The sequence below is a fragment of the Kaistella chaponensis genome (genome assembly GCF_900156725.1).
In the GTDB taxonomy this organism is placed as follows: domain Bacteria; phylum Bacteroidota; class Bacteroidia; order Flavobacteriales; family Weeksellaceae; genus Kaistella; species Kaistella chaponensis.
Genome location: NZ_FTOI01000004.1, coordinates 31,742 through 43,876, shown reverse-complemented (window position 1 = coordinate 43,876; position 12,135 = coordinate 31,742). Strand labels below are relative to the sequence as shown.

The window sequence follows — 12,135 nt, the reverse complement described above, 5'->3', positions numbered from 1 at the left end:
AATCTTAAATTTACAGTTCGGAATTCAATTCGCAATTTCGTAACTGATTTTTTCAAAATATGCTTTCAAGAATTTTTATTCAAAATTTTGCGCTCATTGATTCCCTCGAAATTACTTTGAACAAAGGTTTACAGGTAATTACGGGAGAAACCGGTGCGGGAAAATCGATTATCCTCGGAGCGCTGCGTTTAATTTTGGGTGAAAGAGCCGATGTAAAATCCATTCAAAGTTCTGAAACTAAAAGTGTCGTTGAAGCCGAATTTATAGTGAATGATCATTTTAAAAGTTTCTTTGAGGAAAATGATTTGGATTTCGACATCAATACCGTTATTCGCAGAGAAATTTTGCCAACAGGAAAATCCCGTGCATTTATAAATGATGTTCCTGTAACTTTGGAAACCCTCAAAATTCTTTCTTTAAAATTAATTGATATTCATTCCCAATTTGAAACTTCTAATCTTTTTGATGAGGAATATCAATTCAAAATGATCGATGGACTTTCTAAAAATAAAACACTCATTTTTAATTATCAGGAAGATTTTTTCGCCTATAAAAAATTGGTAAAAGAACTTGCGGATTATAAAATTCAACTTTCTGAAGGGAATAAAGAAAATGATTACAAAAATTTTTTACTGGAAGAATTAACCGAATTAAACTTGGATGAATTTGATTTAGAAGACATTCAAAATCAATTGAGCAGACAGGAAAATTCAGAAACCATTGTAGAAAATCTTTCATTGATCTTCACAAAAATGGATCAGGAAGAAATTGGTGTTTTAGATTCTCTGCTGGATATTAAAAATAAACTCGCCAAAGTTGCCGCTTTGTCCCATCAATACTCAAAACTTAACCAAAGATTTGAAGAAAATTTCGTCGAATTAAAAGATCTTGTTTTCGATCTGCAAAATGAAGCCGAAAACATGGAAACCAATCCAGAAACGCTTGTGGATTTAACGGTGCAACTTAATAAAATGAATGCCTTATTTCTGAAGCATAAAGTGAATTCTGTGGCGGAATTAATTGAAATGCGGGATCAGCTAGAGCGTGAACAAACAGGTTTTGCAGATTTGGAAAATGTGATTTCGAAACTGGAGAAAAAAATTGAAACCGCTTCTGAAAAATTAGAAAAAACCGCGGCAATTCTCTCTGAAAACAGAAAAAAATCAATTCCAAATTTCGTTAAAAAAACAGAACAATTGCTTCATCAGTTAGGACTAGAAAAAGCTAAAATTGAAATCCAGTTAACTCATCTAGAAAATCTCACAGCATTCGGGAAAGAACATATTCAATTATTGTTTCAGGCGAATTCTGGCTTTCCTTTGAAACCGATACAAACTGCAATTTCTGGTGGAGAACGCTCGAGAGTAATGCTTTCGATTAAAAAACTGATGGCTGAAAATGCCGAACTTCCTACCTTAATTTTAGACGAAATCGACACCGGAGTTTCCGGAAAAGTCGCTGAAGAAATGGGAAATGTGATGAAGGAAATGTCGGAAAACATGCAACTCATCGTCATTACGCATCTTGCACAAGTTGCAGCAAAAGGAAATAACAATTACAAGGTGCTGAAAAGAGAAATTTCTGGCAAAACGCAATCCACGATTATTCCCTTGGATCAGGAAGAAAAACTGCAGGAAATCGCACAATTGCTTTCTGGAAGCAAGATTACCGATGCTGCAATTTCTCAGGCAAAAGAGTTGATGAAATAATATTTTATCAATTTTTAAATCTTATACTTAATTGATTTTCAGCAATTTATTTTAAAACAAACTTTAAAAATGATAAAGTTTTGATCATCGCAATTAGTTTGGGATGATCAATTTCTTCATTTTTATATCAAAAAAAACTCTGGAAATTCCCAAAGTTTTTTACACTGAACAAAAGTCTTTCCTCTTTTATCTATCCTCTATTCGTCTGTTCTAAACCATATCTTCCGGCTTCACCCACTCATCGAATTGTGCAGCGGTTAAAAGTCCGAGATTCACCGCTTCTTCTTTCAGAGTCGTCCCATTTTTATGGGCCGTTTTTGCAATTTTTGCGGCGTTTTCATAGCCGATATGTGTATTCAAAGCCGTAACCAACATTAATGATTTCTCCACCAATTCTTTAATTCGAGGTTCATTGGGTTCAATTCCAATTGCACAATGATCATTAAAAGAAATACACGCATCACCCAAAAGTTGCGCAGATTGCAAAAAATTATAAGCCATTACTGGTTTAAAAACATTGAGTTCAAAATTTCCCTGTGTTCCTGCAAAAGAAATCGTGGTGTCATTTCCTAAAACCTGCGCGCAAACCATCGTCATTGCTTCATTTTGGGTCGGATTTACTTTTCCCGGCATGATGGAAGAACCTGGTTCATTTTCCGGAATATGAATTTCCCCAATTCCAGAACGTGGTCCAGAAGCCAAAAACCGAATGTCCTGCGCAATTTTATAAAGCGAAACCGCCAATTGTTTCAGCGCACCGTGAGTTTCTACAATTGCGTCGTGTGCGGCTAAAGCTTCAAATTTATTGGGTGCCGTTTCAAACGGAAGTCCCGTAAATTCAGAAATATATTTTGCCACCAAAACATCGTACCCTTTCGGCGTATTCAAACCCGTTCCAACCGCAGTTCCGCCCAATGCAATTTCCTGCAAATGATCCAAAGTGTTGCCAATTGCTTTCATCGCGTAATCCAATTGCGCCACATAACCAGAAAATTCCTGACCCAAAGTAAGCGGCGTTGCATCCATTAAATGCGTTCTTCCAATTTTTACAATAGATTTAAAATTTTCTGCCTTTTCGTGCAAAGTATTCCTCAATTTTTCCACGGAAGGCAAAGTATGTTCTACGACTTTTTTGTACGCCGCAATATGCATCGCAGTCGGGAAAGTATCATTCGAACTTTGCGATTTGTTCACATCGTCATTCGGATGAATCTCCGATTTTTCGCCCAAAATTCCGCCATTATTCACGTGCGCTTTATTGGAAATCACTTCATTCACATTCATATTCGACTGCGTTCCAGAACCGGTTTGCCAAATCACCAACGGAAATTGATCATTCAGCTTACCTTCTAAAATTTCATCACAAACCTTTGCAATCATATCGCGTTTTTCATTGGACAAAACACCCAAATCTGCGTTGGTAAAAGCTGCAGCTTTCTTTAAATAAGCAAAAGCTTCAATAATTTCATGCGGCATAGAACTTTCCGGACCAATTTTAAAATTATTTCGGGAACGTTCGGTTTGTGCGCCCCAAAATTTATCGGCAGGAACCTGCACATCGCCCATCGTGTCTTTTTCTGTTCTGTAATTCATTGTTTTATTTTTTAGGAGCAACAAATTTTTCGCATTGCTCGAAGATTCGTACCCGCTTTCCGCTCTATCTTTTTTGTTATTGCGAACAAAGTGAAGCAATCTGTTGAAATTTTCCGCAATCGCAATAACAAAAAAGGATGCCGCTGCAATCGGGGCTAAAAGTTCAGTTCGTTTTTCTTACCGCCGAAGAATTCTATTCTATAAAATTAATCAATTCTACCCAAATCTAAAATTCTAAACCATAATAAATTTCAATCAAAATCAATCATAAATTTAAGGAGCACGCCAAAAATTATCTATTTTTGTACTCTCAAAAATCAACCTATGGAATTTCATTATCAAGAACCTTACCCAATTCTAAAAGACGAGACCCAATATAAAAAATTGAGTTCCGAATACGTAAAAACAGAAATGTTAGGTGGTCGGGAAATTTTAACCATCGATCCAAAAGCCTTGGAACTTTTAGCAGAAAATGCTTTAGCCGACGTTTCCTTCATGCTGCGTTCTTCTCATCTTCAGAAATTAAAAAACATCATCGAAGATCCGGAAGCAACTGATAATGACCGTTTTGTTGCTTATAATTTATTGCAAAATGCAGCCGTTGCCATCGAAGGAGCGCTTCCTTCTTGCCAAGATACCGGAACCGCAATTTGTGTCGCAAAAAAAGGAGAAAACGTTTACACAGGCTCAACAGATGCAGAATGGATCTCCAAAGGAATTTACAACACCTACCAAAAAAGAAATTTAAGATATTCCCAAATCGTTCCTTTAACCATGTTCGAGGAAAAAAATTCGGGCTCCAATCTTCCGGCGCAAATTGATATTTATGCGGAAACAGGAAACGAGTATAAATTTTTATTTTTAGCAAAAGGAGGCGGTTCTGCCAACAAAACGTTCCTTTATCAGAAAACAAAATCTTTGCTGAACGAAAATTCTTTAGACACTTTCGTGCGAGAACGAATTATGGATTTGGGAACTGCAGCTTGTCCTCCTTATCACTTGGCGATTGTGATTGGCGGAACTTCTGCCGAAGCTAATTTAGCAGCGGTGAAAAAAGCGAGCGCAGGATATTACGATCATCTTCCAACTGAAGGAAATATGGGTGGACAAGCTTTTCGGGATTTAGAATGGGAGAAACGCGTTCAGAAAATTTGCCAGGAAAGTTCCATCGGAGCGCAATTTGGCGGGAAATATTTAACCCACGATGTTCGAGTAATTCGTCTTCCGCGTCATGCAGCAAGTTGTCCGGTTGGAATGGGAGTTTCCTGTTCTGCCGATCGAAACATCAAAGGAAAAATCACCAAAGATGGAATCTTTTTAGAACAATTAGAAACCAATCCAAAACAGTTTTTACCTTTAACACCACCACATTTAGAAGAAGCTGTAACCATCGATTTGAACAAACCGATGCCGGAAATTCTAGCGGAACTATCAAAATATCCGATTAAAACGCGATTAAGCCTCAACGGAACTTTAATTGTAGCGAGAGATATTGCCCACGCAAAAATCAAAGAATTGCTCGACACCGGAAAACCAATGCCGGAATATTTCAAAAACCATCCCATTTATTACGCAGGTCCCGCAAAAACGCCAACTGGAATGGCTTCCGGAAGTTTCGGACCCACTACTGCAGGAAGAATGGATGTTTATGTGGACGAATTTCAATCTCATGGCGGAAGTATGATTATGCTCGCCAAAGGAAATAGAAGCAAAGATGTAACAAACGCTTGTCACAAATATGGTGGGTTTTACTTAGGATCGATTGGTGGACCTGCAGCAGTTTTAGCGAAAGAAAACATCACTTCTGTAGAAGTAGTTGATTTCGAAGAACTTGGCATGGAAGCTGTTCGTAAAATCGAAATCAAAAATTTTCCCGCTTTCATTATTTCAGATGATAAAGGAAATGATTTCTTCGAATCGATTGCCCATTAAAAATTTAAAATCAGTTTAAATAACAAAAATCACCGGTAAATCTTTTGCAGCAAGCAAAATTTATCCTATTTTTGCCTAAAATCTATTACAATGATGATGTTATCAGCATTCTGGCCTTTCTACCAATTCCTTTGGATCGTATATTTCGTATGCATGTTCCTCATTGGTTTTTGGTGTATTTTTATGTTTTTCGGGTACGTAATTCCAATTTGGTTAACCTCTGGATTAATGGAATATTTAGGTAAAACTAAACCTTTCGATCCAGAAGACGTTCGCAGAAAAACATTGGCAGAACAAGAGGGGGTTGAATTAATTTTCAGTGATCCAAAAGGTCACGGTCCATTTCTTCACAGCCACGACAGTCACGGTCATCACTAGTTGATGTCATTGCTTTCCCACCTTAATTCCGGGAAAAGCAATCGCAAAGCAAAATCATATATACAGATCAGTTTCTAATTTTTTAGGAACTGATTTTTTTTTAGGAGCAAGAAGTCCCGATAGCTATCGGGGTCGCTTCATACCAATCTCCACCGGCTTTCCACTATATCTTTTTTTCGTCGTTCCTCCTCTAAAAAGGATGCCGTTTCAATCCGGGCTAAAAGACCATTCATCTTGTTTTAGACATTTTTTTTAGTGGTTTGGTGATTGAATGTTTTTTGAGTGTTTGTGTATTTGAGTATTCGAGTGTTTGAGTGTTTGAGAAATAGAGATTGCTGAATTTTGAATTGACAAGTTCAAACCCAGAAATCGAAACCCAAAACTCGGACTCTTTGACTTGACTCTTCAACTCAATCACTCTTCCACTCAAAAACTCAACAGACTCTTCCCCTCTTCCTAACTTCCCATCTTTTCCCTATCTTTGCAACCACAAAAATTCAGAAATGTCAAAGTCACTTATACCCAAACTCGAAGCCATTAAACAACGCTACAATGAAGTAGCAGACTTAATTATTCAACCCGATATTATTTCTGATCAGAAAAAATATTCCGTTTTAAATAAAGAATACAGCGATTTGGGGAAAATTGTTGCCGTTTTCGATCAATACACCCAAGCTTTAAAAACGATAGAAGAATCCGACGAAATAATTGCGGACGGTTCTGATAAAGAATTTGTAGAAATGGCAAAAGTTGAAAAATACGAAGCCATGGATAAAATTCCAGGGTTGGAAGATGAATTAAAAGTCCTTTTAATCCCGAAAGATCCAACCGATGATAAAAACGTAATTGTAGAACTTCGCGCCGGAACTGGTGGTGATGAAGCCGCGATTTTTGTGGAAGATGTTTACCGAGCGTATGCAATGTACTTCAAAACAAAAGGCTGGAAACACGAAATTACCGATGCCAACGAAGCTTCAAAAGGTTACAAAGAATTAATTTTAAAAATAGAAGGCGACGGTGTTTACGGAATTATGAAATTCGAATCCGGCGTTCACCGCGTTCAGCGTGTTCCAGAAACCGAATCTCAAGGACGGGTTCACACTTCTGCGATCACCATTGCAGTTCTTCCGGAAGCTGAAGAAATCGATTTTGAACTCAATCCTGCCGATATCGAAATGCAAACTTCCCGATCCGGCGGTGCAGGTGGACAAAACGTAAATAAAGTAGAAACAAAAGTGCAGTTAACTCACAAACCTTCAGGAATGGTGGTTGTTTGTCAACAGGCGCGTTCTCAGTTGGCAAACCGTGAATTGGCGATGGAAATGCTTCGAACCAAATTATACGACATTGAAGTTCAAAAATCAGTCGGAGATATTGCAGCACAAAGAAAATCAATGGTTTCAACCGGCGACCGTTCTGCAAAAATAAAAACCTATAATTATCCGCAAGGAAGAGTTACCGATCACCGTGTGAACAAATCCATGTACAATTTGGATGCTTACATGAATGGCGATTTACAGGAAATGATAGATGCCGTAATTATGGCAGAAAATGCAGAGAAAATGAAAGGCGAGGAAGAGAATTATTAAACCTTGAAGGTTTGATTTTATTTGCTTTAACTCAATTTCAAAATTTTATTACTCAACCCTTTCAGCCTTTTAAAGGCTGAAAGGGTTTTTTAATTGAAATAACTTTTCAAAAATACGTAACTTTACTTCCTCTAAAGCCAAGAACAATGCGTCACAAAATCAAAAACACTCATCCTGACTTTTCCCTAAAATCGGAAGCCACTCTTCCCTATTTTTTTGAAAAAGATGGTTTGGAAATGAAATCTTCTTACACCGAAAACGATTCCAAAACTTTAACGGAAAAGCAATATTCTGCCGGGATTGCGCCCTATTTACGCGGACCATATTCTACGATGTACGTTCAAAAACCTTGGACCATTCGCCAGTACGCAGGATTTTCTACGGCCGAAGAATCCAATGCTTTTTACAGGAGAAATTTAAAAGCCGGACAAAAAGGATTGTCGGTTGCTTTCGATTTGGCAACACATCGTGGTTACGATTCTGATCATCCGAGAGTTCAGGGAGACGTCGGAAAAGCTGGAGTTGCCATCGATTCCATCGAGGATATGAAAATTTTATTCAATGAAATTCCGCTGGATGAAATCTCGGTTTCCATGACGATGAATGGTGCGGTTTTGCCGATTTTGGCTTTTTATATTGTCGCAGCCGAAGAACAAGGGGTTTCTCAGGAAAAATTGTCGGGAACAATTCAAAATGATATTTTGAAAGAGTTCATGGTGAGAAACACCTACATTTATCCACCAACTCCTTCCATGAAAATCATCGCCGATATTTTTGAATATACGGCTCAAAATATTCCTAAATTTAATTCGATTTCCATTTCCGGATATCACATGCAGGAAGCTGGAGCGACGCCAGTTTTAGAAATGGCGTATACTTTAGCGGACGGTTTAGAATATGTGCGAACAGGAATAAAAGCCGGTATGAAAGTCGATGATTTTGCGCCTCGCTTATCCTTTTTTTGGGCAGTAGGAATGAACCACTTTATGGAAATTGCAAAAATGCGTGCCGCCCGTTTTATCTGGGCAGATTTGTTACAGCAATTTAATCCTCAAAATCAAAAATCTTTAGCTTTAAGAACGCATTCTCAAACTTCAGGTTGGAGCTTAACAGAGCAGGAACCTTTTAATAATATTACCAGAACCGCGATCGAAGCATTATCGGCTGCATTAGGCGGGACACAGTCTTTGCACACGAATGCACTCGATGAAGCCATCGCTTTACCAACCGATTATTCCGCAAAAATCGCAAGAAATACCCAAATTATTTTACAACAGGAAAGTGGAATTTGCGATATTGTAGATCCAATGGGTGGAAGTCATTTGGTGGAAAGTCTGACTCAAAAAATGATCGAGGAAGCCATGAAATTCATCGAAGAAGTGGAAAAAGAAGGCGGAATGACAAAAGCCATCGAAGCCGGAATTCCGAAAATGAGAATTGAAGAAGCCGCCGCAAAAAAACAAGCGAAAATCGACAGTGGCGAAGAATTTATCATCGGTGTTAATTCTTTTCAATCGACTCAAAAACAAATGGAATTGGAGATTTTAGATATTGATAATTCCGAAGTTCGAAGAAAACAGATCGAAAGATTAGATCACATTAAAAATACCCGAAACAGCGAATCTGCAACAGAAATTTTAACTCAATTAAAAGAAGCAGCAAAATCCGGTGAAGGAAATCTCCTCCAAATTTGCATCGAAGCCGCTCGAAGAAGAGTTACTTTGGGAGAAATGAGCGACGCAATGGAAGAAAGTTTCGGACGGTACAAAGCCAATATCAGAACCATACAAGGAGTTTACGCCATGAATGCAAGCAAAAATGAATATTTCGGAAAAGCACTTTTACTCGCCGAAAAATTTGAAGAAAATGAAGGACGAAGACCCAGAATCATGGTCGTGAAAATGGGACAAGATGGTCATGATCGCGGCGCAAAAGTAGTCGCCACCGCGTTCGCAGATATGGGATTTGACGTAGATGTTGCGCCATTGTTTCAAACTCCGGCAGAAGTTGCGAAACAGGCCGTAGAAAATGATATCCATATTTTGGGCGTGTCTTCATTGGCAGCGGGACATAAATATCTCGTTCCAGAAGTGGTTTCAGAATTAAAAAAACTCGGTGCAGAAGACATTACGATTGTTGTTGGCGGCGTAATTCCAAAACAGGATTATGAATTTTTATACGAAAATGGCGCAGATTTCATTTTCGGACCAGGAACAAATTTACCGAAATCTGCGTGTGAGATTTTGGAGAAAATGCTTGCTTAGTAACTTATGAAAAATATATCTTGTTTTCTTTTTCTCATTTTTCTTTTTTCTTGTCGAGAGAAAGATGAAAATTTAGATTTAAAATATGAAGTTTTGAATCAATTGATAAAAGAAGATTCACAAAAAAAAACAGATTTAATATATTTATATAAAACTTCTTCAGCAACAAATTTTAATATTTTAAATTTAGATAAAGAAAAAATTGACGAATTTACAATTATACCGAATGTTTTAGAATTAAAAAGTGATTCAATATTTTCATCACAAGATATTGAGTATTTAATCTCACAAACAGTGCCTTACGATTCGAAAGTGTTTGATCTGGATAAAGAAAAAATCATTGGAAAATATGATATTATTAAAGAATCAGATTTATTTGAACTTAAAAGCAATTATAATGGTGCTAAAGATTATTGGATAAAATTCAATGACAAATTTGGTAAAAAATGTCTTAGAAATTATTCTGAACCAATTTTTAACCTTAGAAAAGATGTATGTATTGTGCAGATTTCTGAATCATGCGGACCATTATGGGGCGGCGGTTACACTGGGATTTTCAAAAAATTGAATGGGATTTGGGTACAAATTGGAACTCAAGATCATTGGATAAGTTGAAAACAAGTTTTTATTTTTAATTCGCAGAAAAAAAACTCAAAATTTTGTCATTCCAAAAAAAATAATATATTTGCACTCGAAAATCATCACTAACCAACAAAAAAACAACGAAGCAATGTTCAAATTCATTCAGTTTTCAGCAGTAGGATTGCCACTTTTGGCGATGCGGCTTCGTGGTATGGTTTTTTCTTAGAACAACAGTATAATGAAATATCAAAACCCGAAGTCATCAGATTTCGGGTTTTTTCTTGCGATTATTTCAACCTCAATATTTCCCCGAAATCAAATTTTTTAGGAGCTATTTCCCGCTTTCCGCTGTATCTTTTTTCGCCTTCGCTTTTTTCAAGCCATCGCAAAAAAAAGGATGCCGCTGCAAAACGAGGAACGAGTTTCGACGATTCAAATAAAACAATAAAGAATTTGAGTCAATCGGGGCTAAAGATAACGCTCTGTCATTCTGAAAGTAGCAAAGCGGATTGAAGAATCTAAACATATGAAAATGAGATTCTTCCTTCGTCAGAATGACAAAACAGCTAAAATATTTGATGTGAGAAAGTCTACCATCTCACATCTATTATCTAAAATCTAAAAAATGGGAAATTTAAAACTCAAAGGAAAAGACCTGTTAAAACTGGGTTATCCAAATAATCAGAGCATCAACATCGCTTTAGAAGTGATGAAAAGAAATTATGCCACCAAAAATATACATCACGTGAAATCAATATTAAAAGAAATAGTAATCAATCCACAGGATTTTGAAAAAGATCTGACTTTCGGGCAGATTGCAGAAGCGTTACTGACTTCAAATAAAACAGAAAGAAGAATGCTTCAATCAAATCGCGCTCCTTTTGAAATTTTCGGAAACGATATTTCAGAGGAAGCAAAAAACCAATTATACACCGCGTTGAAACTTCCAATTTCGGTTCAAGGCGCTTTAATGCCCGATGCTCACAGCGGTTACGGACTTCCAATCGGTGGAGTTCTCGCCGTAGAAAATGCCGTAATTCCGTATGGAGTCGGAATGGATATCGGCTGCAGAATGAGTTTAAGCATTCTGGATACGCCCATTTCTTACCTCGATGGCGCAAAAGACAAATATGAAAAAGCTTTGGTAGAAAACACCAAATTCGGGATGAGCGAAGTTCACAAGTCGGTTTTTGATCATGAAATTTTCGATCGGGAAACCTTTAATTTAATTCCTATTTTAAAAAGATTGAAAGGAAAAGCCATCAAACAACTGGGAAGTTCCGGTGGTGGAAATCACTTTGTAGAATTTGGCGAAGTAGAAATCACGGAAGAAGACCAACAAATTGGACTTCCAAAAGGTAAATATCTGGGAATCCTTTCTCACAGCGGATCACGTGGATTTGGAGCAGAAATCGCGCAATATTACTCCAGAGTGGCGACCGAACAATGTCCGTTGCCAAAAGAAGCGCAAAATTTTGCTTGGCTGGATCTGGATTCTCATCTCGGTTTGGAATATTGGACGGCGATGAATCTTGCCGGAGATTACGCAAAAGCCTGTCATGACGACATTCACCGAAGATTGGTAAAAGCAATTGGTGGTCGTGTAAAAGCCAGAATAGAAAACCATCACAACTTCGCGTGGAAAGAAATTCACAACGGAAAAGAAGTGATTGTTCACCGAAAAGGCGCAACTCCGGCAAGCGAAAATGAATTGGGAATAATTCCGGGTTCTATGACGGCAAAAGGTTTTATCGTTCGCGGAAAAGGAAATCCGGAATCGTTGAACTCGGCTTCACACGGCGCTGGAAGACGACATTCCAGAGGTGCGTGCAGAAATTTATTTACGCAGAATGACATCAAAAAAGAATTAATATTAAAAAATGTGACCCTCATTGGCGGAAGTAACGAAGAAGCACCGATGGCGTACAAAAACATCAATGAAGTGATGAATGCACAAAGCAATTTGGTCGATATTCTGGGAACTTTTCAACCGAGAATTGTGCGAATGGACAAATAATTTGGTTGATTGTTAATGGTTTTTGGTTGAGGAATTCCAACTGACAACGATCAACAGTCAACCATCAAAAC

General features: G+C 37.6%; 8 protein-coding genes. 7 read left to right on the top strand and 1 reads right to left on the bottom strand.

Annotated elements, in window-relative coordinates; translation table 11 throughout:
- Positions 1-59 precede the first annotated feature (59 nt).
- On the top strand, positions 60-1,709 hold the full coding sequence (locus BW932_RS05240; RefSeq protein ID WP_076386097.1) for a DNA repair protein RecN: 1,650 nt from the start codon (positions 60-62) through the stop codon (positions 1,707-1,709).
- Between the two features lie 210 nt (positions 1,710-1,919).
- On the opposite strand, the gene fumC is transcribed toward BW932_RS05240, so the two are convergent.
- Positions 1,920-3,302 (bottom strand): class II fumarate hydratase, encoded by a 1,383-nt coding sequence (fumC, locus tag BW932_RS05235; protein WP_076386548.1) that lies wholly within the window; start codon positions 3,300-3,302, stop codon positions 1,920-1,922.
- A 324-nt stretch (positions 3,303-3,626) separates the two neighbouring features.
- Between fumC and BW932_RS05230 the strand changes: the two genes are divergently transcribed.
- From BW932_RS05230 to BW932_RS05200, 6 genes are all read left to right on the top strand, one after another.
- Positions 3,627-5,234, top strand: a complete 1,608-nt coding sequence (locus BW932_RS05230) for a fumarate hydratase (protein WP_076386095.1) — start codon at positions 3,627-3,629, stop codon at positions 5,232-5,234.
- Positions 5,235-5,327: 93 nt separating this feature from the next.
- Complete coding sequence (locus tag BW932_RS05225) at positions 5,328-5,612, top strand: hypothetical protein (protein WP_185113911.1); 285 nt, start codon at positions 5,328-5,330, stop codon at positions 5,610-5,612.
- Between the two features lie 503 nt (positions 5,613-6,115).
- Positions 6,116-7,201 (top strand): peptide chain release factor 1, encoded by a 1,086-nt coding sequence (gene prfA / locus BW932_RS05220; RefSeq protein ID WP_076386091.1) that lies wholly within the window; start codon positions 6,116-6,118, stop codon positions 7,199-7,201.
- Positions 7,202-7,347: 146 nt separating this feature from the next.
- A complete protein-coding gene (gene scpA, locus BW932_RS05215) occupies positions 7,348-9,465 on the top strand; it encodes a methylmalonyl-CoA mutase (protein ID WP_076386089.1) in 2,118 nt (705 codons plus the stop codon).
- Between the two features lie 6 nt (positions 9,466-9,471).
- Entirely contained in the window at positions 9,472-10,080 is a 609-nt protein-coding gene (locus BW932_RS05210; RefSeq protein WP_076386087.1) for a hypothetical protein, read from the top strand.
- A 592-nt stretch (positions 10,081-10,672) separates the two neighbouring features.
- Positions 10,673-12,064, top strand: coding sequence for an RtcB family protein (locus tag BW932_RS05200; protein WP_076386083.1), 1,392 nt, complete (start codon positions 10,673-10,675; stop codon positions 12,062-12,064).
- The last annotated feature ends 71 nt before the right edge of the window (positions 12,065-12,135 follow it).

Bases quoted from the DNA above. Each gene is read 5' to 3' on its own strand.
- fumC (WP_076386548.1), bottom strand. From the start codon at position 3,302: ATGAATTACAGAACAGAAAAAGACACGATGGGCGATGTGCAGGTTCCT.
- prfA (WP_076386091.1), top strand. From the start codon at position 6,116: ATGTCAAAGTCACTTATACCCAAACTCGAAGCCATTAAACAACGCTAC.
- BW932_RS05225 (WP_185113911.1), top strand. From the start codon at position 5,328: ATGATGTTATCAGCATTCTGGCCTTTCTACCAATTCCTTTGGATCGTA.
- BW932_RS05230 (WP_076386095.1), top strand. From the start codon at position 3,627: ATGGAATTTCATTATCAAGAACCTTACCCAATTCTAAAAGACGAGACC.
- BW932_RS05210 (WP_076386087.1), top strand. From the start codon at position 9,472: ATGAAAAATATATCTTGTTTTCTTTTTCTCATTTTTCTTTTTTCTTGT.
- scpA (WP_076386089.1), top strand. From the start codon at position 7,348: ATGCGTCACAAAATCAAAAACACTCATCCTGACTTTTCCCTAAAATCG.
- BW932_RS05200 (WP_076386083.1), top strand. From the start codon at position 10,673: ATGGGAAATTTAAAACTCAAAGGAAAAGACCTGTTAAAACTGGGTTAT.
- BW932_RS05240 (WP_076386097.1), top strand. From the start codon at position 60: ATGCTTTCAAGAATTTTTATTCAAAATTTTGCGCTCATTGATTCCCTC.